The sequence below is a fragment of the Geitlerinema sp. PCC 7407 genome (genome assembly GCF_000317045.1).
Lineage (GTDB): Bacteria > Cyanobacteriota > Cyanobacteriia > PCC-7407 > PCC-7407 > PCC-7407.
Map to the genome: position 1 here is coordinate 1,343,493 of NC_019703.1, position 26,024 is coordinate 1,369,516.

Annotated in this window: 16 protein-coding genes; 11 read left to right on the plus strand and 5 right to left on the minus strand. The window is 58.2% G+C overall.

Annotated elements, in window-relative coordinates; genetic code table 11:
• Positions 1 to 665: 665 nt before the first annotated feature.
• Positions 666 to 4,661 carry a magnesium chelatase subunit H gene (locus GEI7407_RS05735; RefSeq protein WP_015171193.1) on the plus strand — a complete coding sequence of 1,332 codons (3,996 nt, stop codon included), beginning with the start codon at positions 666 to 668 and terminating at the stop codon, positions 4,659 to 4,661.
• A gap of 142 nt (positions 4,662 to 4,803) precedes the next feature.
• Here the strand turns inward: GEI7407_RS05735 and GEI7407_RS20670 are convergent, their stop codons facing one another.
• A complete protein-coding gene (locus tag GEI7407_RS20670) occupies positions 4,804 to 5,412 on the minus strand; it encodes an SH3 domain-containing protein (RefSeq protein ID WP_015171194.1) in 609 nt (202 codons plus the stop codon).
• A 968-nt stretch (positions 5,413 to 6,380) separates the two neighbouring features.
• Here GEI7407_RS20670 and GEI7407_RS05745 point away from each other — a divergent pair.
• The gene (locus tag GEI7407_RS05745) at positions 6,381 to 6,851 is read left to right on the plus strand and encodes a pentapeptide repeat-containing protein (RefSeq protein ID WP_015171195.1); all 471 of its coding nucleotides are present in this window, start codon (positions 6,381 to 6,383) and stop codon (positions 6,849 to 6,851) included.
• A 7-nt stretch (positions 6,852 to 6,858) separates the two neighbouring features.
• Here GEI7407_RS05745 and GEI7407_RS05750 read toward each other — a convergent pair whose 3' ends face one another.
• The gene (locus GEI7407_RS05750) at positions 6,859 to 9,471 is read right to left on the minus strand and encodes an EAL domain-containing protein (protein WP_081587289.1); all 2,613 of its coding nucleotides are present in this window, start codon (positions 9,469 to 9,471) and stop codon (positions 6,859 to 6,861) included.
• A gap of 445 nt (positions 9,472 to 9,916) precedes the next feature.
• Here GEI7407_RS05750 and prfC point away from each other — a divergent pair, with 445 nt between their 5' ends.
• The 3 genes from prfC (at position 9,917) to GEI7407_RS05765 (ending at position 15,284) form a co-directional block, all read left to right on the plus strand.
• Positions 9,917 to 11,545, plus strand: coding sequence for a peptide chain release factor 3 (gene prfC / locus GEI7407_RS05755; protein WP_015171197.1), 1,629 nt, complete (start codon positions 9,917 to 9,919; stop codon positions 11,543 to 11,545).
• Positions 11,546 to 11,583: 38 nt separating this feature from the next.
• On the plus strand, positions 11,584 to 14,106 hold the full coding sequence (locus GEI7407_RS05760; RefSeq protein WP_015171198.1) for a M48 family metallopeptidase: 2,523 nt from the start codon (positions 11,584 to 11,586) through the stop codon (positions 14,104 to 14,106).
• Between the two features lie 725 nt (positions 14,107 to 14,831).
• Positions 14,832 to 15,284, plus strand: a complete 453-nt coding sequence (locus GEI7407_RS05765; protein ID WP_015171200.1) for an RNA-binding protein — start codon at positions 14,832 to 14,834, stop codon at positions 15,282 to 15,284.
• Between the two features lie 309 nt (positions 15,285 to 15,593).
• Here GEI7407_RS05765 and GEI7407_RS05770 read toward each other — a convergent pair whose 3' ends face one another.
• The 3 genes from GEI7407_RS05770 to pds are packed head-to-tail and all read right to left on the minus strand — an operon-like array spanning position 15,594 to position 18,374.
• Complete coding sequence (locus GEI7407_RS05770; RefSeq protein ID WP_015171201.1) at positions 15,594 to 15,980, minus strand: hypothetical protein; 387 nt, start codon at positions 15,978 to 15,980, stop codon at positions 15,594 to 15,596.
• Positions 15,981 to 15,991: 11 nt separating this feature from the next.
• Positions 15,992 to 16,942, minus strand: coding sequence for a 15-cis-phytoene synthase CrtB (gene crtB / locus GEI7407_RS05775; RefSeq protein WP_015171202.1), 951 nt, complete (start codon positions 16,940 to 16,942; stop codon positions 15,992 to 15,994).
• The gene (pds, locus tag GEI7407_RS05780; protein ID WP_015171203.1) at positions 16,926 to 18,374 is read right to left on the minus strand and encodes a 15-cis-phytoene desaturase; all 1,449 of its coding nucleotides are present in this window, start codon (positions 18,372 to 18,374) and stop codon (positions 16,926 to 16,928) included. Before pds ends, crtB begins: the two co-directional genes overlap by 17 nt.
• 409 nt (positions 18,375 to 18,783) lie before the next feature.
• Here pds and dnaK point away from each other — a divergent pair, with 409 nt between their 5' ends.
• From dnaK to GEI7407_RS05810, 6 genes are all read left to right on the plus strand, one after another.
• Complete coding sequence (gene dnaK / locus GEI7407_RS05785; protein WP_015171204.1) at positions 18,784 to 20,778, plus strand: molecular chaperone DnaK; 1,995 nt, start codon at positions 18,784 to 18,786, stop codon at positions 20,776 to 20,778.
• Between the two features lie 93 nt (positions 20,779 to 20,871).
• A complete protein-coding gene (locus GEI7407_RS05790; protein ID WP_015171205.1) occupies positions 20,872 to 21,855 on the plus strand; it encodes a J domain-containing protein in 984 nt (327 codons plus the stop codon).
• A 93-nt stretch (positions 21,856 to 21,948) separates the two neighbouring features.
• Positions 21,949 to 22,431 (plus strand): Fe-S cluster assembly sulfur transfer protein SufU, encoded by a 483-nt coding sequence (gene sufU, locus GEI7407_RS05795; protein ID WP_015171206.1) that lies wholly within the window; start codon positions 21,949 to 21,951, stop codon positions 22,429 to 22,431.
• Between the two features lie 14 nt (positions 22,432 to 22,445).
• Positions 22,446 to 22,964 (plus strand): Ycf51 family protein, encoded by a 519-nt coding sequence (locus tag GEI7407_RS05800; protein WP_015171207.1) that lies wholly within the window; start codon positions 22,446 to 22,448, stop codon positions 22,962 to 22,964.
• 141 nt (positions 22,965 to 23,105) lie between these two features.
• The gene (locus tag GEI7407_RS05805) at positions 23,106 to 24,338 is read left to right on the plus strand and encodes an iron-containing alcohol dehydrogenase family protein (protein ID WP_015171208.1); all 1,233 of its coding nucleotides are present in this window, start codon (positions 23,106 to 23,108) and stop codon (positions 24,336 to 24,338) included.
• Positions 24,335 to 25,558: an aspartate aminotransferase gene (locus GEI7407_RS05810; protein WP_015171209.1), complete on the plus strand. Its 1,224-nt coding sequence runs from the start codon at positions 24,335 to 24,337 to the stop codon at positions 25,556 to 25,558. Before GEI7407_RS05805 ends, GEI7407_RS05810 begins: the two co-directional genes overlap by 4 nt.
• The last annotated feature ends 466 nt before the right edge of the window (positions 25,559 to 26,024 follow it).

Here is a 26,024-nt window from a genome sequence, read left to right on the forward strand (position 1 = left end):
TCTGAGTCCTTTAAAGTGCCCCAAGCCGACTTATTTACCTGATTTTGGATTTAAAGTCTGGGTCTTTTGGTCAGTTTAAAAGTGAATATGAACCTCAGAGATAGAGATTTTGAGCCAATTTTTAGATGATTTTATTAATCTTTTATTAAGTTCACGCTTATCGATCATGGCTCTAAATAGCGATCGCACTGGAGAGGCCGACAGACCCTGGCCTCGGGATTAGGGCTTTGGGTAAGCAATAGTGAGTTAGCCAATCAAGGCGCAAGTAGGCGACTCTATTCTACCAGAATCAGGCAATTTATTAAAATTTGTAAATGAATACCGTGGATTTTTACTCTAAAGTATGTCAACAAATGTAAACTAATGTCTCAGAATTTTTATCAAATTGTTTCAGATAAGCCTGAAACCCTGATTTCAAGGGACATTTTCTGGTAAAAGTACCCATGAGCTACTGTTTGACTATCGCTGCTGGCCGTGAGCTTAGCGCTTGTTACTCAAGTCGCTTCAGTGCCATGCTCTCTGGGAGAGCGATCGCCTGCGCCCGCGACGCCGTGCGCTAAGGACGAGTTGCTCTGGGGAGTTTCCCCCCTGCCTGCCAGTCAATCGCCCCTAAAATCCCGACCTCAGAGACACGCAGAGAACACGCATTAAAGGAGCCTACCCGCATGTTCACACACGTCAAGCCCACCATTCGACACATAGCCCCCGACGATCTCAACGGGCGGTCATTGCTGAAGGTGGTCTATGTCGTGCTAGAGCCGCAGTATCAAAGTTCGCTGTCCGCGGCAGTGCGCTCGATTAACCAAAATAATCCCAATGTGGCCGTTGAGATCAGTGGCTACTTGATCGAAGAACTCCGTTCTCCTGAGAACTACGAGGAGTTCAAGCGGGATGTTTCAGAAGCCAATATTTTTATCGCGTCCTTGATTTTCCTCGAGGATTTGGCGGAGAAGGTGGTGGCGGCTGTTGAGCCCTACCGCGATCGCCTGGATGTGGCGGTGGTCTTCCCGTCGATGCCTCAGGTGATGCGTCTTAACAAGATGGGCAGCTTCTCGATGGCGCAGCTAGGCCAGTCGAAGAGCGCGATCGCCCAGTTTATGAAGAAGCGCAAGGAGCAGTCTGGCAGCAGCTTCCAAGATGCCATGCTCAAGCTTCTGAACACCTTGCCCAAGGTGCTGAAGTATCTACCCATCGATAAGGCCCAGGACGCTCGCAACTTCATGCTGAGCTTCCAGTACTGGCTGGGCGGCTCCCAGGACAACCTGGAGAACTTCCTGCTGATGCTGGCGGATCGGTATGTCTTCAACCAAGAAGGTCAAGACCCCAACGTCCTCCAGTACCAGGAGCCGGTGACCTATCCGGATATGGGAATCTGGCACCCCCTGGCGCCTCAGATGTTTGAGGATGTCAAGGAGTACCTCAACTGGCACCAGTCCCGTCAGGACATCCCTGCCGATCTCAAAGATCCCTTGGCGCCTTCGGTGGGCCTGGTGCTCCAGCGCACGCACCTGGTGACCGGCGATGATGCCCACTATGTGGCGATGGTCTCCGAGCTCGAAGCCATGGGCTCGCGGGTGATTCCGGTTTTTGCGGGCGGCCTGGACTTCTCCAAGCCGGTGGACGCCTATTTCTACGAGCCCATCAACAAGAGCACGCCGATCGTGGATGCGGTGGTGTCGCTGACGGGATTTGCCCTGGTGGGCGGTCCGGCTCGTCAGGACCACCCCAAGGCGATCGAGGCTCTCAAGCGTCTCAACCGACCCTACATGGTGGCGCTGCCTCTGGTCTTCCAGACGACCGAGGAGTGGGAAGAAAGCGAGCTGGGTCTGCACCCGATTCAGGTGGCGCTGCAAATCGCCCTGCCGGAGCTGGACGGCGCGATCGAGCCGATTATTTTGTCGGGCCGCGACGGCGCGACAGGTAAGGCGATCGCCCTGCAAGACCGCGTGGAGGCGATCGCCCAGCGCGCGATGAAGTGGGCCAACCTGCGTCGCAAGCCCAAGCTTCACAAGCGCGTTGCCATCACGGTCTTTAGCTTCCCGCCGGATAAGGGCAACGTGGGAACCGCTGCCTACCTCGACGTCTTCGGCTCCATCTACAAAGTGATGGAGGCCCTGCGCGACAACGGCTATGACGTCCAAGAGCTGCCAGAGAACGCTGAGAAGCTGATGCTGGAAGTGCTCCACGACGCCCGCGCCCAGTACAACAGCCCCGAGCTCAACGTCGCCTACAAGATGTCTGTGGAGGAGTACGAGCGCCTGACGCCCTACTCCGAGCGCCTGCACGAGTCCTGGGGTCCCCCGCCCGGACACCTCAACACCGACGGCCAAAACCTGCTGGTTTACGGGAAGTCCTTCGGCAATGTCTTCATCGGCGTGCAGCCCACCTTCGGCTACGAGGGCGACCCGATGCGCCTGCTGTTTTCCCGCTCCGCCAGCCCGCACCACGGCTTCGCGGCCTACTACACTTACCTGGAGCGCATCTGGCAAGCGGACGCTGTGCTGCACTTTGGCACCCACGGCTCGCTGGAGTTCATGCCCGGTAAGCAGATGGGGATGTCGGGCGAGTGCTACCCCGATAGCCTGATCGGCACCATCCCGAACCTCTACTACTACGCGGCCAACAACCCCTCGGAGGCCACGATTGCTAAGCGCCGCAGCTACGCTGAGACCATCAGCTACCTGACGCCGCCGGCGGAGAACGCGGGTCTCTACAAGGGCCTCAAGGAGCTGAGCGAGCTCATCGGCTCCTATCAGACCCTCAAAGACTCGGGGCGCGGCGTGCAGATCGTAGACACGATCATGGACAAGGCCCGCATCTGCAACCTGGATAAAGATGTGGCCCTGCCCGAGTGCAACGCGGCAGAGCTGAGCCAGGAAGAGCGCGATCGCATCGTGGGCAAGATCTACATCAAGCTGATGGAAATCGAGTCCCGCCTGCTGCCCTGCGGACTGCACGTGGTGGGCAAGCCCCCGACCGCTGAAGAGGCGATCGCCACCCTGGTGAACATCGCCGGTCTCGATCGCGAAGAGGAAGGCATCAAGAGCCTCCAGCGCCTGATCGCCGAGAGCATCAACCGCGACATTGACGAGATCTACGCCAACAGCGATCGCGGCGTGCTCACCGATGTCAACATCCTCAACAACATCAACCAAGCCATCCGCGGCGCTGTCGCCGCCATGGTGCGCGCCCAAGTGGACGAAGAGGGCCGCGTTTCTCGCACCTCTATGTTGGGGAACCTGTTTAGCGGCTTTTCCAACAAGCGCGAACCCTGGCTCGACGCCCTCTACAACTTGGGCTACAACCGCATCGACACCGATGCCCTCAAGCCCCTGTTTGAGTACCTCCAGTTCTGCCTCAAGCAGGTGGTGGCAGACAACGAGCTGGGCGCGCTGCTGACTGCCCTCGACGGTCAGTACATCCTGCCCGGCCCGGGCGGCGACCCCATCCGCAACCCCGATGTGCTGCCCACCGGCAAAAACATCCACGCCCTCGATCCGCAGTCCATTCCGACGGCGGCAGCGGTTCAGTCAGCCAAGATCGTGGTCGATCGCCTGCTGGCTCGTCAGGCAGCCGAAAACGGCGGCAACTATCCCGAGACGATCGCCTGCGTGCTGTGGGGCACCGACAACATCAAGACCTACGGCGAGTCCCTGGCCCAAATCCTCTGGATGGTTGGCGTCAAGCCCCAGCCCGACTCCCTGGGCCGCATCAACAAGCTGGAGCTGATTCCCCTAGAGGAGCTGGGTCGTCCCCGCATTGACGTGGTGGTCAACTGCTCTGGCGTGTTCCGCGACCTGTTCATCAACCAGATGGCCCTCCTCGACCGCGCGGTCAAGATGGCAGCTGAGGCTGATGAACCCGTGGAGATGAACTTTGTGCGCAAGCACGCGCTTCAGCAGGCCGAAGAACTGGGCATCAATGTCCGCCAAGCGGCAACCCGCGTCTTCTCCAACGCGTCGGGCTCCTACTCCAGCAACATCAACCTGGCGGTGGAAAACGGCACCTGGGAGAGCGAAGAGGAACTGCAAAACATGTACCTCTCGCGCAAGGGCTTCGCCTTCTCGTCGGATAACCCCGGCGTGATGGAGCAAAACGAAGATCTCTTCCGGTCCTCGCTCAAGACGGCTGAGGTGACGTTCCAAAACCTCGACTCGTCGGAGATTTCCTTGACCGACGTGTCCCACTACTACGACTCCGATCCCACCAAGATCGTGGCTCGGCTGCGGGATGACGGCAAAATGCCGGCTTCCTACATGGCGGACACGACGACGGCCAATGCCCAGATTCGGACGCTGTCGGAGACGGTGCGCCTGGACGCTCGGACCAAGCTGCTCAACCCGAAGTGGTACGAGGGCATGCTCAGCCACGGCTACGAAGGGGTGCGGGAGCTGTCGAAGCGTCTCGTGAACACCATGGGCTGGTCGGCAACGGCGGGCGCGGTGGATAACTGGGTCTATGAGGACACCAACACCACCTTCTTCAAGGATGAAGAGATGTGCAAGCGCTTGCTGGACCTCAACCCCAACTCTTTCCGCAAGATGGTGACGACGCTCCTGGAAGCAAATGGTCGCGGCTACTGGGAAACCAGTGACGAAAACCTCGATCGCCTCCGCGAGCTCTACCAAGAAGTGGAAGACCGCATTGAGGGTATCGACTAAATCAGCCTGAGCCAGAGAGAGGGGCGATCGCCCCTCTCTCTGGCCTCTTTGATTGCCTAAGTCTGGTTTAAGTCTGGTCTAAATAGTGCTCTGAAACCGGGTGTGTCACTGTGGTGCGCGCCCGGTTTTTGTTGTTTTGGGCTTATTGGAGTCGCAGCAGATCGCCCCGCACCCAGCCTACAGAGCCAGAGTTGGGGAAGCGGACTTTGTACCAGATGTAGCCTTCGCGATCGCTCGTTTGCTCGATGATCCTGACGCGATCGCCGACCAGGCCGTAGCCCAGACTGCGGGCGCGGATGTTGGGGTTGGCGCGCAGCGTGATTTGGGCGTTGGGGTCTGCGGCCCGTAAGGTTCCCCAGTCCGAGCTGGGCTGGTTGCCATACCAGAAGCGAGTCACCGGCTCTCGCGAAAACAGGGTGCCATCCTCGAGCACGATCAGGTCTTGGGAGTCGATGATGTAGGTGTAGTTGCCGTTGGTGATCTGGTAGCCCCGCTTGATTGGATAAGCGGTCTGGGTCAGCATATCGCCGGTACTCTTGTTGACGCCAACGTAGCGAAAACCATCCGGTTCGCGGCAGATATAAATCCAGAAATTGCGCGTTTCGTAGGTGGCGGTGGGTTCACTGACCCCGCAAAACGCCTCGCTATTTTGGGCCAGAGCCGGTTGCGAAAAGGGAAAGTTGGCGATTCCGCTGCTGACACTGAGGGAGGTGGCACTCAAAAGGGCGATCGCGACGATTTTGAATTTCATAGAACAGGTGAGGTTGCAAGCATGTGGCAATAGATTCACTGGAGCAGCGTGCTTTTCCTTTCAACCTAAGGGTTTTTGCCAAAAATTCATAATTTTGGGTACCGAAAGTCTGCGATCGCCGGTCACAAAGCTTGAAGACTTTCTCAGAATGGCGAATCGTGCATTAGGATGCTGCCTGGGTTTTCTTCTGCCTGTTTTCCGGCGCTAAAAACACAAAAAAATCACGCAGAATCCACGAGTTTTTATTAATTGTTGTTTTAAATCTGTGAAATTACGGAGACGATTGCTTAGAATCAAAAGCAAATGTCAGTGGTTCAGACGAAGGCGATCGCTAAAGCTAGGCGCGAGATAAAAAATCGCTGAAAAATAGCGAATTTTAATTATCTGCGCCAACTGGCAGCATCGACTGGTGCACGCTCGAACCTAAATTTGGGACTGATTTGATTGTCGGCTGATCCTAAAGCTCAAGCTAGCCAATGCTTGCTGATCTCTACCGCTTCATTCTTTGAGGAGATCGTTATGGACCATCTGTCAAAATCGCCTGAAAAGCCTGATGAGAGCAGGGCTGACCTTTTGATTTTCGCCCTTCTGGCTTTTTGTATCTTGACGGCTGTGATTCTGATTGGAATCTTCTAAAGCCCTAGCGTCTGACAGCGGCGATCGCCGCCCCCCAAAATCTTAAAGCAATTTAGGGCCTCCTTGATGTTCTTTAGATCGTGCTTGAAGGCTTCAAGGAGCGAGTTTCTGCACGTTATTAAAATGGCCTGCTAAGCCATTAGCTGAAATAGGCAATTTTCGTAAGCAGAAAGTGCAGAAATTCTAATAAGCGTTGGTGTGAGTGCTGGTGTGAGTCTTGAGCTCTAAAACCTTTTTGTTGAGAAAGAGTTAAAAGCGTTTTAAAACTGCTTTCCTAGGAGGGATTTTGGGGGCGATCGCCGAATTTATTGCTCTTTTACTGGATCTAAATCATGAAAAAACTTCAAATTTTGCAAGCTTACGCCAGCGGCCAGCGCGATTTTCAGCAGGCGGCCCTTCACCAGGCTGATTTAGAAGAAGTCAATCTCCAGCAGGCCAACCTCAGCAGCGCTGATCTCAGCAGCGCCGACCTGAGCCATGCCAACTTGTCTGGGGCCAACCTGAGCCGAGCCAACCTCAGCAACGCCGACCTCACCAACGCTGACCTGCGCAGCGCCGACCTGAGCGAAGTCAACCTGATTGGGGCCAACCTGAGCGGCGCAAAACTCGGACGCGCGAATTTATTTCAGGCGGACCTGCGCAGCGCCATCTTGACCGATGCTGACTTCACCGGGGCGAATCTCGAAGACGTCGATCTCAGTGGAGCAGATCTGAGCGGCACGAATCTCCGGACTGCCGAGCTCAGCAAAGCCGCCTCCTCCCACGGCGTTTCGAGGCGCTGGGTTTCCTGGTCCGGCCACTAGGCCCTTCTTACCATCGGGGTGCTGCGGCCAGCAGCGCCTCGGCCGCCTCGCTGCTGAGCGCCGCTGAGAAAAAGTGCCCTTGGGCATATTCGCACTGCAAAGCCCAGAGTTTGACGAGCTGAGCTTCGGTCTCTACGCCCTCAGCGGTCACGTCTACGCCCAGATTGTGGGCCAGGGAAACGATTGTCCGCACAATTTCTGAGTTTTCGTCCTCTGCTCCCATTTTGTTGATGAAGGAGCGATCGATTTTGAGCACGTTGACGGGAAAGCGGTGCAGATAGCTGAGGGACGAGTAGCCGGTCCCGAAATCATCGATGCACAGGTGAATCCGCTGCGATCGCAATCTTTCGAGCAGCTTGGTCACCATATCAGCGTTTTCGATCAGCACGCTCTCGGTAATCTCCAGGCGCAGACTGCCGCCTTCGAGGCCCGTTTCCGAGAGCACCTGCTCGATGCACTCCACCAGTCCCGGTTGGGTGAACTGCCGCCCTGACAAATTCACGCTGATAAACAGGGGCGGGTACTGGGGAAAGGCCTCCTGCCAGGCCCGAATCTGACGACAAGATTCCCGCAGCACCCAGTAGCCCAGGGGCAAAATCAGGCCCGTTTCTTCGGCGATCGGCACAAAATCCGCCGGAGACACCATGCCCCGCTCAGGGTGACGCCAGCGCACTAGGGCCTCGAAGCCCGCGATCCGGCCCATGTCCAGAGAGACGATGGGCTGGTAATAAACCAGAAATTCCTGGCGCTCCACGGCGCGCCGCAGATCATTTTCCAGGCGCAGCAGCTGCAAGGCGCGATCGTGCATGTGGGTGTCGAAGACCACGCAGCGGGCTTTTCCTTGGGCCTTGGCGCGATACATGGCGTTATCGGCGTCGCGCAGCAGGTGCTCAGGCTGTTCGTAGCCGCTCATGCTGCTGGCAATGCCGATGCTGACGCTGCTGAAGACTTCCTGACTGCCCAGATTGAAGGGGGTTTTGAGGGTTTGCTGGATGCGATCGGCGACGTCGATAGCGTCCTGGATCGAGCCGATGTCGGTGAGCAAGATCGCGAACTCGTCGCCTCCGAGGCGGGCCACGGTGTCCTCGGCGCGGACGCAGGCGCTGATGCGCTGGGCAATCTCGACCAAAAGGCGATCGCCCGCCAAGTGCCCGATACTGTCATTGACGATCTTGAAGCGATCGAGATCGAGAAACAGCACTGCAAACTGAGCCTGGGAATCGTGCTGGGTGAGGGTCACCGCTTCCTGGAGCCGCTCCATCAAGAACGTCCGGTTGGGCAGGCCGGTGAGGGTGTCATGGAGGGCTGCCCGCAGCAGCTTCGCCTCGCTCTGGCGCTGCTCGGTAATGTCCTGCATCATGCAGATGCTAAACAGCGGCGTCCCCTCAGCGTTGCACACCAGCGAGACGGTCAGGCGCGCCCAGAGAATACGACCATCTTTGCGGACGTAGCGCTTTTCAATGTCGTACTGGTCTCGCTGGCCGAGCTTCAGCTCTTCATACAGCGTCAGGTCCGGATAGAGATCCTCGGGATAGGTGTAGTGGTCAAAGGAGCACTGCTGAAGCTCCAGATTGGAGTAGCCCAGCATGGCCTGCATGGCTGGGTTGGCGGCCATGAGCCGGCCCTGCATGTCTGTCAGCGACAGGCCGATCGCCGCTTTCTCAAAGATGACCCGAAAGCGCTGTTCGCTCTCGCGCAGGGCGTCTTCGGCGCGCTTGTGCTGGGTGACGTCTTCGACAAATCCTTCGTAGTAGAGGATGGCGCCGTCTGCATCACGGACGGTGCGGGCGTTTTCGGTGATCCAGATGATGGAGCCATCGCGCTGATAGACCGCAGACTCAAATTCGGTCACGGCGTCCTCGGTGGCCATCCGGTCGATGAATTCTTGACGGCGATGAGGATCAACGTAGAGCTGTGTCTCGATGTCGGTCAGATTGGCAATCAGCGCTTCGGGGGAGTCGTAGCCGTAGAGGCGCGCCAGAGCGGGGTTGGCGCTCAGGAAGCGGCCCTCGGGAGTGGTCTGAAAGATGCCTTCGACGGCGTTTTCAAAGATGCTGCGATACTTGGACTCAGTCTGGCGCAGGACGTCTTCGACGGCCTGACGCTCGGCGATCGCCTGGGCCAAGTTTGTCAGGTTGTGATGGAGCTCAAGTTGGGCGATCGCCTGCCGCGCTAGCACCCGCAGGATCTCGACTTGCTCATCACTGACGTCGTGAACGACCTCGTCGAGGGCGCAGATCGCCCCCAAAATCTGGCCGCCCGCTGTCAGCAGCGGCACCCCCACCAGAAAGCGCAGCAGCGATCCCACCGGCAAAGGCGATCGCCCAGGAGCCGTCCCGCTCTCTTGGCTCTGGATCACCACAAAAAAATCCTGCTGGCAGGCCATGAATCGCCACAGGCGATCGCTCGCTTCGATCTGGGGAATCTCCAAATCCGCCTTGGCGCGAAACCACTGACGGGTACCATCCGCCAAATACACCAGGGCCAAGGGAGTCTGACAGGCGTGGGCGACCAAGCGCGCCAAATCGCCAAACGCCTCATTAATTGGAACTGAATGCTGGGAAGGAGATAGGTCGAGCCTAGGCTCTGAGGATCTAGGCGCTTGCGATGTCATGGTCATCTACCGTTTCACAGATTGCCGTTGGCCACGCAGTTGGGACCGGTGGCCTAGAAGGAAAAAATGGGAGGCTCAGAATACGTACTTCACTCAAGCTCAAGATGACCGCAATGTCCCATGACTAGCCCTTGGGGAGCAAGGGGGCTGTAACCATAGCGATTTGGAGAAGCCCTGCGGGAATTTTCAGCGGCGACGGCGGCGGTCCCAGCACCCTTAGAAATGTGCGAATCGTCAGCCGAAATGGCCCTTGCTAGAAAATGCTAGACTCCGCAGACTCTGCCTAGACAGGCTTTGGTTCGGCTCAGCGGATGACTGACAGGGGCAAATGCACGTCATGAGCTGCTCTGACCTTGCCGAGTCAATATAGCGCTTCTCCCATCAAACCAGGCCAAAGGGATGGGAAGGGGGGCCACTATAATGGACGTCTAGGATTTTTTTGATAGGCAGCATGTCCAGCGAATTGCAAACAGAAATTCAGGAAGCCATCGATCGGCGGCGAACCTTTGCTATCATCTCGCATCCAGACGCTGGTAAAACGACACTGACCGAAAAGCTGCTGCTGTACGGAGGTGCGATTCACGAGGCGGGGGCAGTCAAAGCGCGTCGAGCTCAGCGCCATGCTACCTCGGACTGGATGGAAATGGAGCAGCAGCGGGGCATTTCTATCACATCGACGGTTTTGCAATTTGCGTATCAGGGGTATCACATTAACCTGCTGGACACGCCGGGACACCAGGATTTTAGTGAAGACACCTACCGGACGCTGGCGGCGGCAGATAACGCGGTCATGCTGGAGGACGGGGCCAAGGGCCTAGAGCCCCAGACCCGCAAGCTGTTTGAAGTCTGTCGAATGCGATCGCTGCCTATCTTCACCTTCTTCAACAAGATGGACCGGCCCACCCGCGATCCCCTAGAGCTGCTCGACGAAATTGAGCAGGAGCTGGGGCTGCAGACCTATGCGGTGAACTGGCCCATCGGCACAGGCGATCGCTTCAAGGGCGTATTCGATCGCCGCACGCGCCAGGTCCACCTGTTTGAGCGGACGGCTCACGGTAAGCGCATTGCGGGAGAGACCGTCTTTGACGCCAATGACCCCCGCCTCAAGGATCTGATCGAGCCGGCCATCTATGGGCAGTTCCAGGAGGAGCTGGAGCTGATCGAAGGGGCAGCCGCTGAACTTGATATCGAAAAAGTCCACGCGGGCCAAATGACCCCGGTTTTCTTTGGCAGCGCCATGACCAACTTTGGCGTGGAGCTGTTCCTCGATGCCTTCCTGGACTACGCCCTCAAGCCGGGGCCGCGCCGCAGCTCGATCGGAGAAGTAGACCCCAGCTATCCGGAGTTTTCGGGCTTTGTCTTCAAGCTCCAGGCCAACATGGACACGCGCCACCGCGATCGCATTGCCTTCATTCGCGTGTGCTCGGGCAAGTTCGAAAAAGACATGACGGTCAACCACGCGCGATCGGGCAAAATGGTGCGTCTGTCCCGCCCCCAAAAGCTGTTTGGCCAAGACCGCGAGTCGATTATTACGGCCTATCCCGGAGACGTGATCGGCCTGAACAATCCGGGGGCTTTTGCCATTGGCGACACCATCTATAGCGGCCCTCAGCTGGAATACGACGGCATTCCGTGCTTCTCGCCGGAGCTGTTTGCCTATCTCAGAAACCCTAATCCCTCGAAGTTTAAGCAGTTCCATAAGGGCGTCTCGGAGCTGCGGGAAGAAGGCGCGGTGCAAATCATGTACTCCATGGATGATGCCAAGCGCGACCCGATCCTGGCGGCGGTGGGTCAGCTTCAGTTTGAGGTGGTGCAGTTCCGCCTGCAAAACGAGTACGGCGTCGAAACGCAGCTGGAGCTGCTGCCCTACAACCTTGCACGCTGGGTCGAGGAGGGCTGGCCAGCCCTAGAGCAGCTGGGCCGCATTTTCAACGTGGCGACGGTCAAGGATAGCTGGGGCCGACCAGTGCTGCTGTTCCGCAATGAGTGGAATTTGCAGCAGTTCCAGGCCGACAATCCCAAGCTCAGCCTGAAGGCGATCGCGCCTGTGACGGCAGGCCAGGAACCCATTTCGGTCTAGATGCTAGGCTGAAGCGAGCTTGAAGGGGGCACGCTGTTATGGTCCATCCCGGTTCTGATGCCAAGGGGCCCGATACTGCTGGGCTGTCGCAGCAGCTTGAACAAGGGCTTGCTGCCCTCAAGCAGGGTGACTATGCCGGGTCGATCGCGCCGCTAATGGCAGTAGAGCGATCGCACCCCAACCCGACCGTGGTGCTGCGATCGCGTCAGGCTTTGGCGGTGGCCTTTGACCGGCTAGGACAGCCTGCGAAGGCCCTGCCCTATGCCCAGTCTCTGGCCCAAAGCGCCCAGCCTCCCCTCAAGGCTTGGGGCGATCGCACCGTCGCTAGCTTGCTAGAGCGCTACCCAGAACTGGCTCAATCTCAGCCGGGACCTGCGGCAGGCGACCTGACGGGGTTCGTGCCCCTCGATGCTTCGCCCTCTCTTGCGCCGATCCGCCCAGCGAATCCGCCAGCTCCTCCTGGAGACGCTACGGGCTTTGTGCCCCTGGAGGCGGGAGCGACGCCTGTGCAGCCTGCTCCGCCCCAGCCCCGCCGTTCGCGTCCTTCCCCGACGCTACCGCCGACAGCCCTCCCCCAGGCCGCCTCAGCCCCCTCTCAGCCTGCGGCGAAAGCGCCAGTGTCTCCGGCGCCAGACTCAGCGCTCGAAAGCGCTGCCCCTGCTGCCCCATCGCCCCGCGCAACGCCTCCCGAAGAAGCAGTCCCGGCGGCTGTGCCCCACGTCTGGCAGCAGGCGGGGCGCGCCCAACAGTGGCGATCGCTGCGCAAGGCAAAACTGGGACAGCTGTGGGCGATTCAGCTTCTGAGCGCGCTTGCCTTTCTGTGGCTCACGCGCTTTCTGCTCTCCCTCAGCGTGGAGTGGCTGTACTGGCTGTCAGGGCAGGTCCCGCTTCTCCCCCGATTTACCTTTTTGTCCCCTGTGCTCCAGAATCCGGGGCGATTTGCCTGGGCTCTAGTGGGTCTGGTGCTGCTGGCCCTGCCGTGGCTGATGGATGTCTGGCTGCGCTTGATTTATGGTCTCCAGCCCTTGTCCCCCAAGGCCCTCAGCGACTACAGCCCTGAGGCGACTAAGCTTCTGCGCCAGCGATCGCGCCAGTGGAAAGTCGATCCGCTGAAGCTGGGACTTTTGCCCCTAGATGCGCCGCTAATTTTCACCTATGGTCATCTGCGGCGCACGGCTCGCATTGTCGTCAGTCAAGGGCTCCTGCGTCAGCTCAGCGACGATGAAATCGCCGCTCTCTACGCTGTGGAGATGGGCCACGTAGAGCAGTGGAGCTTTGGGATTCTCTCGGGGCTGGTGCTGTTCCTTCAGATTCCCTATGGCCTGTACTGGGGATTTGCCCAAGTGGGCGATCGCCTGCCGACCTGGCTGCGCCAGTCGCCCATTCCCGCCTTTTTGCGCCAGCGATCGCTGGTGTCTTTCTTCCAGGGCATTGCCGCCGTCAGCAGCAGCCTGAGCTATGGCGTCTTTTGGCTGTTGCGCTGGCCCCTGCTGTGGCTGAGCCGCACCCGCAGCTACTACAGCGATCGCGCCGCAGCCGAACTGACCGGCAACCCCAACGGCCTCACCCGCGCCCTGCTCAAGATTGCCTCGGGCACCGCTCAGGCGCTCCAGCAGCAGCAAAAAACCCCCTACGCCCTCGAAGCCTTTGAGCTGCTGGCGCCTTTGGGGTACTGCACTGCTGCGACCCTCGGCAGCCTGGGCGCGATCGCCCCCTTTGAGACGGTTCTCGAGTGGGAGCGACAAAATCCCCAGCGCCACTGGCTCGCCCTCAACAACGCTCACCCTCCCACCGGCGATCGCCTCCAGTTGCTTGCTCTCTACGCCCAGTTTTGGCAGATCGACAGTGAGCTGCGCTGGCCAACCCTGGCCAAACCCGCCCCCGCCAAAATGGCCCTCCTAGCCGGGCTTTCGCCCGCAGAGCAGCAGCGCCTTCTCCAGCAAGGAATGCCATTCTTCGGCGTCTTCTTGGGCTTCTGCTTTGCCGCCACGCTCTGGTTGGTGGGCTGGCTGGGCGATTCGCTGGGCAATCCGGGCCTGGCCTGGATGGCGGGCGATCGCACCTTGCTCCTGGGCTGCGCGCTGCTCGGGTTTGGCCTGGGCACCATTCTGCGCATCAACCGATTTTTCCCCGACTTGCCGCCGGCCTCAGCGGGCGATCGCGCGACCCTCCCCAGCCTGCTCAGCTCCACCCCCGCCTTGCCCATCGACAGCCATCCTGTGCGCCTCTCCGGTCAGCTCTTGGGCCGCCCCGGCTTCAGCAATGCCTGGGGTCAAGACCTCTATCTCCAGACCGCCCAGGGCCTAGTTCGTCTGCACTGCTGCTCCCCCCTTGGTCCCCTGGGAGTTGCCCTGATGCCCGTGACGCGCCCGCAGCCCCTGCTGCATCAGCCCGTGATGGTTACCGGCTGGTTTCGCCGCGGCCTGACCCCCTGGATCGATGTTGAGATGATTCGCAGCGGGCATCGCACCAACAGCCAAAGCTTTCACCCCGTTTGGTCGACCCTGGTTGGCAGCGCGATCGCCCTCTGGGGGATTTACATCATCTACCAAGGGGGATAGCCGCCAGATGTAACGAAAAGTTGCCGTTGTGAGCAATTTGATGTTACATTCCTTCATAAAGGAATCCACTTTACCTTGACGTGGCTCAATATTCAGCGCCATTTACCGGCCCATTGGTCGTCTTGGTATCAGGTTTTCCTCCTCCCAACACAGCAAGCTTAGCCAGCCGAACCCTCGGCTGGTTTTTGTATCAAATAGCCTCCAGAAATCTAGAGATTTTCGCGATCGAATCCGATTTTCCTGACAAAAAATCGATTCTCCGTAGTCTCCACAATTTTCATTTAAGACAAAATGTCTTACCTTTCTCGACCTCTAAAAACCAGGCCCATTCTAGTGTTTAAGGATGCCCTGTCCAACTTAAGGATGAAATCTGCAACTAAAGCTAGCTCGGTACTAAACGGCGTGATACCTTATTGAATGGCACAAAAATTTAGATGAAGCAGTTGCAGCAGATCAAAGCACGATTTAGCAAAGCCAAAAAGTCTTGACCGAAGCGATTAATGTCGCGATCGCCCGGAGTGGCCAGTAGTGACTTTGACATCGCCTCGTCCTAAAAAAGTTGAGCAATATGGCAAGCAGCTAGCGTGGTTTATGCCTGAGTGGCGTGTGCAGAAGAGGCCCATGGGAAGGAGGTTACCCGCTGATTCTGCTGAGCCTTTAACTAATACTTTGCCAAAGTTTTTAATCAAGTTTGTCTAGATCAGCACCTGGAGGTATCGATTCGTATGCCGATTCGTCTCTACGTGGGCAATCTGCCCAAAGACCTGGATCGCCAAGAGCTAGAAGCTGCATTTGCAGAAGCTGGTGAACTACTGGCGATCAAGGTAATTACCGACCGTAAAACCAACAAGTGTCGGGGATTTGGCTTCATCACCGTCAAGAGTGATGAGGAAGCTGATGAAGTCATTGAGAAATTCAATGGCTACCAAGTCAAGGATTGTGCAATCAAGATCGAGAAGGCGCTGCCTCGCTCGAAGGGCAAAGAAGAAGGCGCTGCACCTGCACCCTCGAACGCTGGCGGCGGTGCTCGTCGCAAGGGCGGCAGCGGTGGCGGTGGTGGCAAAGCCCGCCGCAGCACGACCTCTACGACGTCGGATGCGGTGCAGCCTGATCCGCGCTGGGCTCAAGACCTAGAGAAGTTGAAGGAACTGTTGGCCGCTCAAACGACGACCAACTAAGTTGCTTTTTACTTTCGGCTTGATGCCTAAGGTCTGTCTAGACAGCTAGCCTATGGCTTCAAGCTGACTCGGAATCGGCATAACTGATGAGCTAGAGCTTGGTTCTGCGGGGCGGCTAGGAAGCCGCTGGCAAGACTAGGCTCTAGTTCCATTTTTGGGACGCAGTGCTGCAAAAATCTTGGCGTCCTGGAGCTGCAGCGTTGAGGCCGAGAGCGAGTAAATTGCCCTAAAGCATTGCCCGGCGTGCAGTCATGCGCCGGGCAATGCTTTTAAAGACAAAAATAAAGAACTAAAAAGGCCCGTAGAGTCTTACCAGCTCAGCTTGAGCCAGCTTTGCAAGTGAGCTTGTAGTTCCTGGGCGAAGGCGTCCCGCTGTGCGAAGCGATCGGTGCGCACAGGCTTGCGATCGTTGTCTAGGGTCCATCCATAGTCGCTGCTGAGGCGCAGCTTGTTCTGCCAGTCGGCGACGGAGATAATAAGCTGCTCTGCGGGGCTGTTGTCGTAGTCACAGACCCGGAAAACATAGTTGAAGGTGTTCTGGCTCGCGGCGGCCACGGTGGATGGCTGGCCGTAGAGTTCTTTCAGGCGATCGCCCACTTGCTGGGTCAATTCTGGCTGATCGATCTCGGTCAGGGTCCGCACTGCCAAGGTCAAGGCAAAATAGAATTCCTCGACCGGAATAAACTCAAGCTGCATAAACGTCAATTTTAAAGTGCGATCGCCCGTAACCAGGCGATGGGCAAATAGGAGATCTTCTTGAGCCTCGAGACGTAGGCTCGCTGGCGAAACACGTCGTAGTTGTTTCGCTCGATCGCGTCCAAAATCTTGCTGTAGAGCATCAGCGCTGACCAAACCGGCCAGCGAGCATCGGGGCTCAAGGCCGTGATGCCGCGCTCCGCCTGAGTGTAGTACTTGCGGGTGCGCTGAATCTGGAAGCGCATCAGCTCCCGCCAGCGATCGTCCACCACGCCCTGCATCAGGTCTTCTTCGGTGTAGTTGAAGAGAGCTAGCTCATCAAGGGGCAAATAAATTCGCCCCCGCCGAGCATCTTCGCCCACATCTCGCAGGATATTGGTCAACTGGTTGGCGATGCCGAGGGCGATCGCTTCCTCCGTGGGAATGTAGGTGGCCTCAGGGTCCCAGGGAGCAGGCGATCGCCGGGCATCGGTGCCCATCACTGCCGTCGACATCAGGCCCACCGTGCTGGCAACCCGATAACAGTAGAGATACAGCTCATCAAAGGTTTGGTAGCGATTGCGGACCAAATCCATGTGCTGGCCCGCAATCATGTCCCGAAATGGCTGGATATCTAGCGGAAACTTCGACAGCGTATCCACCAGCGCCAAATCGTAATCATCCTCAGGATACCCAGCAAAGATCCGCTCCAAGTGGTGCTCCCACTGATTGAGCGTCTCGGCTGTGGTCTGGGCAGCCTGCGGCCCGTCCACCAACTCATCCGTCCGGCGACACCAAACGTAAATGGCCCAGATGGCCCGACGTTTCTCCTCCGGCATCAGCAACGTTCCTAGGTAGAACGTTTTCGCGTACTCAGCCGTTACCTGACGGCAGAGCTCATAGGCACCGTCAACAGACGCCAAACCGGAGCGAGGCATGTCGCGCGTCGAAAGAGATTGGGGAGAATCAGGCAGTTGCAGCATTCGTGGCGGGCGTGGAGGACGTTGACTTCCCAGGCTGACCGCTTGGGGATTGGGCTTCGGGATTCGCCGCAGCAATAGCCTGCGCCGTCAGCTTACCAGACAAAACTGCCCCTTCCATGCTTGCTAGATAGCGCTGCATTGTGTAATCGCCCGTCAGGTAGAAGTTACTGATGGGGGTTACCTGCGAAGGCCGATGTTGCTGTCGACCTGGAGTCGCTTTGTAGACAGAGCGTGGGGTTTTGACAACCTTGTACTTCAAAAGCTTGGCAGGGTTGTCAGTGCCAAAGTGCTGAGGGAAGAGTTTTTCCAGTTCAGCCATGGTGGCCGCCACGATGTCTTCATCGGAGCGCCCAATCCAGTCTTTGGCAGGGGCCAAGACCAACTCCAACATCGAACGGTCGGGGTTGGCATATTCTCGGCAGGTATTGCTCATGTCAGCATAAACGCTGAGGAGGGGCGATCGCGAGAAGAGAAGGTGATCAATATCCGTCAGCTTGCGATCGAACCACAGGTGCAAGTTGATCACCGGCACCCCTTCCAGGCCATTGAGCTGCTGGAAATAGGCTTCCTGCTTCCAGGCATCCGGCAGCATCAGCTTGAGCAGATCGACCGGCATGGCCGAGACGTAGACATCTGCCTCCAGCACCTCTTCCGGCGCGCCATCGAGGCCCCGAATCACGAAATCCTTGACCGTGCCGTCCGGATTGAGGCGAATCTCTTTGAGCGGTGCGTTCAGGCGAACCTCGCCGCCCCGCTCCGTCACATAGTCCACCACAGGCTGGCACAGGCGCTCGGGCGGCGCACCGTCCAAGAACGCCATCTTGGAGCCGTTCTTCTCCTGCAAAAAGCGGTTGAGAGCCGTCAAAACCACCGTCGCCGAAATCTCATCTGGATCGATAAAATTCAGCGCCTTGGCCATGGCAATAAATACTTCTTTCTCAACCCGTGGCGGCACGTTTTGACGCTTGAGCCACTCCGAGAAGGAGTATTTGTCCATTTCTTCGACATAGGATTGCCCTTGCAGCATCGCTGGAATCAGGCCCAATCCGAAGCGAATTTTTTCCTCCCACGTCAACATGTCATTGTTGCGAAGGATGGCCCAGACCCCATTGAAAGGCGCCGGCATATCTGGGAAGTCGAAGCGAGAGTAAGTCCCAGGCTTCTCCGGCTGATTGAAGATCATGGTGTGCTCCTTCCACTGGAGCCGATCTTCGATGTCCAACTCTTTGAATAGCTGCAGCATATTGGGATAGGCCCCAAAGAAGATGTGCAGCCCGGTCTCATACCAATCTCCGTCTTCGTCCTTCCAGGCAGCGACTTTGCCGCCCAGCACGTCTCGACGCTCGATGACAATGGGAGTATGGCCTGCGTCCGCTAGATATTTCGCACACGCAAGACCGGCCAGACCCGCCCCAGCGATCGCAACTCGCATGTAACAGTGCTGCCCTCAGTCCTAATGTTCTAAACAGTGATCATTATACCGTTGCAATCCGTTACATTTTACGGAAGCTTGGAGATTCACCTTGAATTTGCGCCTTCGCGTAAATTTTTTTGCTAAAACGCGGTTGATTGGGGGCTCAACAAGGATCTGTTAGCGTGGAAGTAAGGGCACTTCGGGCGCGATCGCCTTCATCATTTTTTGATTTGCTTGGGCGAGGGCAGACAAAAAACGACTCTGCCAGGGATCTACAAGGCTCAAAAGAGAGCGCGATAATATTAGCTAGACAATGTTAACGTTTCTTTGTTAATAGCCCTGGAGATAGCCCGATTCAGGGCGGTTTTCGATTCCAGCGACGGGAAGAATCTAAAAGCCGAATATACGGAGAAGGAATAGCAACGCGATGGGTAAAGTAGTCGGCATTGACTTGGGGACCACGAACTCAGTCGTCGCCGTAATGGAAGGCGGGAAACCCGTTGTCATTGCCAACGCTGAAGGAATGCGCACGACTCCCTCCGTGGTGGGTTTCAGTAAAGAAGGGGAGCGTTTGGTTGGCCAAATGGCGCGTCGCCAGACCGTGCTCAACCCTCAGAATACTTTCTACGGCGTCAAGCGCTTCATGGGTCGCAAGTATTCTGAGCTGACCCCGGCCTCCAAGCGCGTTCCGTACACCATTCGCCGTGACGAAAACGCCAATATTCGCATCAAGTGCCCTCGGCTAGAGCGCGACTTTGCGCCAGAGGAAATTTCCGCCATGGTCCTGCGGAAGCTGGCCGATGAGGCGAGTCGCTACCTGGGGCAGCCGGTGACGGGGGCGGTCATTACGGTGCCGGCCTATTTTAATGACTCTCAGCGGCAGGCAACGCGGGACGCGGGCCGGATTGCGGGGCTGGAGGTGAAGCGGATTCTCAATGAGCCCACGGCGGCGTCCTTGGCCTACGGTCTTGATCGGGCGAATAACCAAACGATCTTGGTGTTTGATTTGGGCGGCGGCACCTTTGATGTGTCGGTGCTGGAGGTCGGTGATGGGGTGTTCGAGGTCAAGGCCACAAGCGGCGATACGCAGCTGGGGGGCAATGACTTTGATGAGAAGATTGTCGACTGGCTGGCGGACCAGTTTTTGGAGGCAGAGGGGGTCGATCTGCGGCGCGATCGCCAGGCGCTCCAGCGTCTGACCGAGGCCTCGGAGAAGGCCAAGATTGAGCTCTCTGGCGTCAACGTTACTGACATTAACCTGCCGTTCATCACGGCGACGGCGGACGGTCCCAAGCATTTGGAGACGCGGCTCACGCGGGTGCAGTTTGAGGATCTGTGCCGCGATCTGGTGGAGCGACTGCGCTATCCCGTAAAGCAGGCGCTCGCCGATGCGGGCCTGTCGCCCAACGCCATCGATGAGGTGGTGCTGGTGGGGGGCTCGACCCGGATGCCGATGGTGCAAGACTTGGTGCGATCGCTGGTGGACCTAGAGCCCAATCAGAACGTCAACCCCGACGAGGTGGTGGCGGTGGGCGCTGCGATCCAGGCGGGGATTCTGGGCGGTGAAGTAAAAGATATTTTGCTGCTCGATGTGACACCGCTGTCGATGGGTCTGGAGACGATCGGCGGCGTCATGAAGAAAATCATTCCGCGCAATACGACGATTCCGGTGCGCCGCTCGGATATTTTCTCGACGTCCGAAAATAACCAAAGCGTGGTGGAAGTCCATGTCCTCCAGGGAGAGCGGGATATTGCCTCGGGCAACAAGTCCCTGGGCCGCTTCAAGCTGACGGGGATTCCGCCGGCGCCGCGCGGGGTGCCTCAGGTCCAGATTTCCTTCGACATCGATGCGAACGGCATCTTGCAGGTGATGGCCCTGGACAAGACGACGGGGCGGGAGCAAGGCCTGACCATTCAGGGCGCTTCGACGCTGTCGACGGAAGAGGTCGAGCAGATGATCCGGGAGGCGGAGGAGTTCGCTGAGAGCGATCGCCTCAAGAAGGCCCGCGTTGACAAGCGCAACAAGGCAGAGGCGATCGCCCTCAAGGCGGAGCGCAAGCTGCGGGAGGTGGCCCTGGACTTTGGCATGTACTTTGCTAGCGATCGCCGCAAGAAAATCGAAGGGCTGATCCGAGAGCTGCGCGAGTGCCTCGATCAAGAGGACGATCGCGGCGTGGATCTGGCCCAAGCCGATCTCCAGGATGCTCTCTACGAGCTAGACCGCGAGGTGCGAATCAGCATCCAGGACGAAGAAGAAGAGGGCTTCTTTGAGCCGCTGCGCCGGACGTTTTCGGGCGATCGCGATCGCGATCGCCGACGAGACGATCGCCCCTTGTACGGGGGCAGCTCCGGCAGTCGCTCCGGGACCAGCACCTACAATTACGATAACGATGAGTGGGATGATGACGACGACTGGCTCTAGTCTGGCTCCTGGGCGATCGCCCAGTTGAGTCATCGGCCTGTCGGCTGCTCTCCTTTTTCCCTGTTCTAGCTTTTTCACCTGCCTCCTACGTTCATGCAGAACTTCCGCAACTATTACGAGCTTCTGGGTGTTGCCAGAGAGGCTTCCCTTGACGAAATCAAGCAAGTCTATCGCCGGCTGGCCCGTCAGTATCACCCCGACCTGAACCCAGGAGACAAAGCGGCGGAAGAAAAATTCAAAGACATCACCGAGGCCTACGAGGTGCTGTCGGATACGACCAAGCGGGCCGAATACGACAAATACAGTCGTTTTTGGAAGCAGCGCGGCTTCAAGCGCACTGCGCCTGCCGGTGGCTGGATGGGGCGGCGGGGGCCCGATACGGACTATAGCCAGTTCTCGGACTTCAATAGTTTTGTCGATCAGCTGCTGGGACGGCGAGCCCAAACGCGCACCGCGACGACGGCGCCTGCTGCTCGGGCCGCTGCTGCCCGCCGCGCCGCCGCTGCGCCCAACCCCTACGAGCCGGGGACCAGCCGAACGTCCTACACGGTGCCCCCCCGAGTCGAGCGCCGAGATGCTGAGGCGTTTTTGAGCATGCCTCTAGAGAAGGCCTACACTGGCGGACGAGAGCGGGTCCGCCTCGAAGACGGGCGATCGCTCGAAGTGGACATGCCCCCGGGAATGTTCACCGATCAGCGGATCCGCCTCAAGGGTCAAGGCATCGGCGGCGGAGACCTGTACCTCAAGATCACCGTCTTGCCCCATCCCCTGTTCCGCCTCGAAGGGACCGATGTGGTGTGTGTGATCCCGGTGACCCCGAGTGAAGCAGTGCTGGGAGGGCCGATTGAGGTGCCGACCCTGGACGGCCCAGTGAGTATCAATATTCCGCCGAGCGTGTCCTCTGGCCAGCGTTTGCGCCTGGCTGGCAAGGGCTATCCCTCAGAAGAGGGGCGCGGCGATCAAATTGTTGAAATTCAGCTCGTGCTGCCCAAGACGCTGACCCCGGAAGAGCGCGACTGCTACGAAAGACTCCGCAGCGTAGAGACCTTCAATCCCCGAGCAAATTTGCTCGGCTAGGCAATCTTGCGGGCCGAAATCCTCGGCAAACGAATCGGCCCTGATAGGATCGAAGGGACGGTTTGATGAACTATCACGATAGCGAACGCAACCATGACCTCTTCCCTGGGAAATCTGCGCGATCTTTATCAGCAGGTGATTCTCGAGCACTACAAAAAGCCTCGGCACAAAGGCCAGACCGATCCGGTTCATCGGCGCCAGCGAGGACACAATCCCTCCTGCGGCGACACGATCGAGCTGACGGTGCAGCTGGCTGAGGCGGGCGATCGCATTGAGTCGGTGAAGTTTGAGGGAGAGGGCTGCGCGATCGCCATGGCGTCTGCGGATTTGATGGCAGAGGCGCTGCGGGGCAAAACCCTGGCCGAAGCGGCAGAGATGGTGCAGCGCTTCCAGGACATGATGAAGGGCGAAGCCGAATTTCCGCGGGAGCTGCGCAAACTCAATGTCATGCAAGGCGTCTCCCAATTTCCGGTGCGCATCAAGTGCGCGACGCTGACCTGGCACACCCTCAAAGCTGCCCTGGAGCAGCCGTCGGGCGAAGTGGCCGAAGGCTTTGTCAGCAACGAAAACGAATAAAGCGATTACAACTCATGATTACAACTGCCGAGTTTGCAAAAGCTGCGGGCTGGGGGGGGATTTTGACCCTGGTGCTGGCGGCTCTGACGGTTTTGGCGTTTGTGCTCCAGTGGGGCATTCGCTTCCGACTGGTGGGCGCGACAGGCTTTATGGGGGTGTTGACCAGCGGCCTGTTTGCCCTCAGCTTGGTGCCGATTATGCGGACGTCGATTCCGGGAGCGGTGCGCTACACGGTCGTCTACGACAATGGAGCCAATCAGGCGGTGGTAGCGGTCGCGCCCGAGATTACTGAGACAGAGCTCGAGGCGACTTTGCGTCAGGCTGCGGGCGATCTGTTTTCCCTGGGGCGCTATGGCGGCCAGGACAATCAGTTTATGATCCGCGCCCGCACGATCATTCATCCGTCGGAGGGTCTCTCGAAGCCCCTTTTCTTGGGCCAAGTGAAGCGATCGCTGGCGGTGCGGGAAGACGAAAATATGCAGGTCGAGCTGTTCCGCCAAAATTTTGCTGAGCTCCCGAGCGATCGCGCTTAGCAGGCTTGGGATTTCCGTCATCTGACCGAGGCGAGATCTCGGTGGGGCTGAGTCGCAATTGGGTCGGAAATGCTAGTGTTAAGTACACTACATATGCCGCCGGTTTTGTCATTAACTGTCGTCACATCTTTCTGAGACTTTATGGTCAATTCGCCGCAATCTGCTGTGCCCATGCCTTCTGGTTTGCTCCCGTCGTTGGCGATCGCCCCAGCGCAGGTGGTGCGAGGTGCGGGCGTGGTGGCTACCCTAGGTGAAGTCATTGCCCGGTTGGGGCAGCGTCCCCTAATCGTGGGGGGCGATCGCACGCTCGCTGCGGTTGAGCCTTTCTTGGCGCCTGTCCTGCAAACGTTGACCGCCGCCCAAGCCACCTATGGCCCAGATTGCAGTGAATCCAGCTTGGCGGCCCTGCGCCAGGCCGTCGCTGATCACCAGGCCGACATCATCATCGGAGTTGGCGGCGGTAAAGCGCTGGATACGGCCAAGCTCTTGGCCCATCAGTGCCAGTTGCCGATTGTGACCATTCCCACCTCGGGCGCCACCTGCGCGGCTTGGACGGCGCTGTCCAATATTTATTCAGAGCAGGGCGCGTTCTTGTACGATGTGGCGCTGCCCCACTGCCCCGAAGTTCTGGTGCTCGATTATGACCTGATCCAAACGGCACCCCAGCGGACTCTAGTGGCGGGCATTGGCGATGCGATCGCCAAATGGTACGAAGCCTCCGTCAGCAGCGGAGACTCTGACCAGACCCTGATCATCGCTGCTGTGCAGCAAGCGCGGGTTTTGCGCGATCTCCTGTTCCAGAAGTCTGCCTTGGCCCTGCGATCGCCCGGCAGCCCAGTGTGGCAAGAAGTGGTGGACGCCACGGTGCTGCTGGCGGGCGTGATTGGCGGTATTGGTGGTGCTCAGTGCCGGACCGTGGCGGCCCACGCTGTCCACAACGGCCTAACTCACCTGGAGGCCAGCCACTCCATGCTCCACGGCGAAAAAGTGGCCTACGGAATTTTGGTCCAGCTGCGCCTCGAAGAGCTAGTCCAGGGCAACCAGCTAGCGGCCACTGCGCGCCACCAGCTCCTCAAGTTTTATGAAGCGATCGGCCTGCCCCGCAGCCTCGAGGATCTGGGCCTGGCCGATGTAACCCTGGCTGAGCTGACTCGGGCAGCCGAAGTTGCCTGCTCACCCAATTCTGATATTCACCGGCTGCCTTTCCCGGTCGTGCCGACGCAGCTGATGGCGGCGATGGTGTCAACCACTGCGCCGACAGAACTGGGCCGGCGATCGCCCGCGGACGCTCGAAACGCTGCGGAAATCGGTAGCGCCGTGATGGTTTCTGATGTCTCGATGGTATCCCTGAACGAAAGTGAGGTAACGAAATGAGCCTGGACTGGATCACCCCTGCCGATCGCCTCAAATCGCTACCTCCTTACGTGTTTGCCCGCCTCGACGAGCTGAAAGCTCGGGTGCGAGAGCAGGGAGTCGACCTGATCGACCTGGGCATGGGCAACCCCGACGGGCCGACGCCCCAGCCCGTGGTCGAAGCTGCGATGGCTGCGCTCCAGGACACGCGCAACCACGGCTATCCCCCCTTCGAAGGGACTGCGAGCTTTCGGCGCACCATTACCGAGTGGTACCACCGCCGCTATGGCGTCACCCTCGACCCGGAAGGCGAAGCGCTGCCCCTGCTCGGCTCAAAGGAAGGTCTTGCTCACCTGGCGATCGCCTACATCAATCCCGGGGACCTGATCCTGGTCCCTAGCCCCGCCTATCCAGCGCACTTTCGCGGTCCTGTGATTGCAGGCGGCGAAATTTACGACATTCTCCTCAAGCCTGACAATGGCTGGCTGATTGATCTGGCAACCATTCCAGACGAAGTTGCCCAGCGCGCCAAAATCCTCTATTTCAACTACCCCAGCAACCCCACTGCGGCCACCGCGCCTCGGGAGTTCTTCGAAGAGGTGGTTGCGTTTGCCCGCAAGCACGAAATCATGCTGGTGCACGATTTGTGCTACGCCGAGCTGGCCTTTGACGGATATCAACCGACCAGCCTGCTCGAAATTCCGGGCGCCAAGGACATCAGCGTCGAGTTCCACACCCTGTCCAAGACCTACAACATGGCAGGCTGGCGGGTTGGATTCGTGGTGGGCAACCGCCATATTATCCAGGGGCTGCGCACCCTCAAGACCAACCTGGACTACGGCATTTTTGCGGCGCTGCAGACAGCGGCCGAGACCGCCCTGCGCCTCCCGGATGTCTATGTGCATGAAGTCCAGGCTCGCTATCGCAGCCGCCGGGACTTCTTGATCGAGGGTCTGGCTGAGCTCGGCTGGGACGTGCCCAAAACGCGAGCGACGATGTACCTCTGGGTGCCCTGCCCGCCTGGCAGCACGTCCACGGACTTCGCGCTGACCGTGCTCGAGAAAACCGGAATTGTCGTGACGCCAGGAAATGCCTTTGGGCGCGGCGGTGAAGGCTACGTGCGCGTTAGCTTGATTGCCGAGCAGGAGCGCCTGGGCGAAGCGCTTCGCCGCCTCAAGCAGCACAACATTACCTACCGCTCTTTTAGCCCTTCAACGGCGATCGCCTCTGGTCTAGACTGATGCGCTCGCGCTGATTGACACATTTGAATTGATCAAAAAAGGGGCTATGTTTGTAGCCCCTTTTTGTGTGTAGGGAAAGTGATAGAAAGTGCGCCGATTTCGCGGTCTTGCACTCAAGAATTGTCCCAATAAGGGAGCCTAGTTGGAATCAACTAGGCTCTAGGGACTTGGTTCAATTCAGACGAAGTAACGGAACTTGGAACTAACAAAAACAATGCGGAACGAAATGAAACACAAACCAAACTAGACAGAATCAGCAATGAGGTAAAAGTAATGTTTGCTCGAAATGCCAACCTTAGAAATCACTAGGACTGAGTCAGCTATCGTCTATCCAGACTGTAGGTTTGGCTTGGCGTTCAGGCGCTTGAAAACGTAACGAAATTGAAGCGACTGTTAGTGAGACAAAGTCCTGAACGCCTTACCACATTGCTAACAAACTGACTGTTGTCTAAGAAAAATAAGGAGT

Coding starts and splice junctions, on each gene's coding strand:
- prfC (WP_015171197.1), top strand. CDS start 9,917: ATGTCCAGCGAATTGCAAACAGAAATTCAGGAAGCCATCGATCGGCGG.
- GEI7407_RS05760 (WP_015171198.1), top strand. CDS start 11,584: ATGGTCCATCCCGGTTCTGATGCCAAGGGGCCCGATACTGCTGGGCTG.
- GEI7407_RS05735 (WP_015171193.1), top strand. CDS start 666: ATGTTCACACACGTCAAGCCCACCATTCGACACATAGCCCCCGACGAT.
- GEI7407_RS05805 (WP_015171208.1), top strand. CDS start 23,106: ATGGTCAATTCGCCGCAATCTGCTGTGCCCATGCCTTCTGGTTTGCTC.
- GEI7407_RS05810 (WP_015171209.1), top strand. CDS start 24,335: ATGAGCCTGGACTGGATCACCCCTGCCGATCGCCTCAAATCGCTACCT.
- GEI7407_RS05800 (WP_015171207.1), top strand. CDS start 22,446: ATGATTACAACTGCCGAGTTTGCAAAAGCTGCGGGCTGGGGGGGGATT.
- GEI7407_RS20670 (WP_015171194.1), bottom strand. CDS start 5,412: ATGAAATTCAAAATCGTCGCGATCGCCCTTTTGAGTGCCACCTCCCTC.
- crtB (WP_015171202.1), bottom strand. CDS start 16,942: ATGCTGCAACTGCCTGATTCTCCCCAATCTCTTTCGACGCGCGACATG.
- GEI7407_RS05770 (WP_015171201.1), bottom strand. CDS start 15,980: ATGCAGCTTGAGTTTATTCCGGTCGAGGAATTCTATTTTGCCTTGACC.
- pds (WP_015171203.1), bottom strand. CDS start 18,374: ATGCGAGTTGCGATCGCTGGGGCGGGTCTGGCCGGTCTTGCGTGTGCG.
- GEI7407_RS05750 (WP_081587289.1), bottom strand. CDS start 9,471: ATGACCATGACATCGCAAGCGCCTAGATCCTCAGAGCCTAGGCTCGAC.
- dnaK (WP_015171204.1), top strand. CDS start 18,784: ATGGGTAAAGTAGTCGGCATTGACTTGGGGACCACGAACTCAGTCGTC.
- GEI7407_RS05745 (WP_015171195.1), top strand. CDS start 6,381: ATGAAAAAACTTCAAATTTTGCAAGCTTACGCCAGCGGCCAGCGCGAT.
- GEI7407_RS05790 (WP_015171205.1), top strand. CDS start 20,872: ATGCAGAACTTCCGCAACTATTACGAGCTTCTGGGTGTTGCCAGAGAG.
- sufU (WP_015171206.1), top strand. CDS start 21,949: ATGACCTCTTCCCTGGGAAATCTGCGCGATCTTTATCAGCAGGTGATT.
- GEI7407_RS05765 (WP_015171200.1), top strand. CDS start 14,832: ATGCCGATTCGTCTCTACGTGGGCAATCTGCCCAAAGACCTGGATCGC.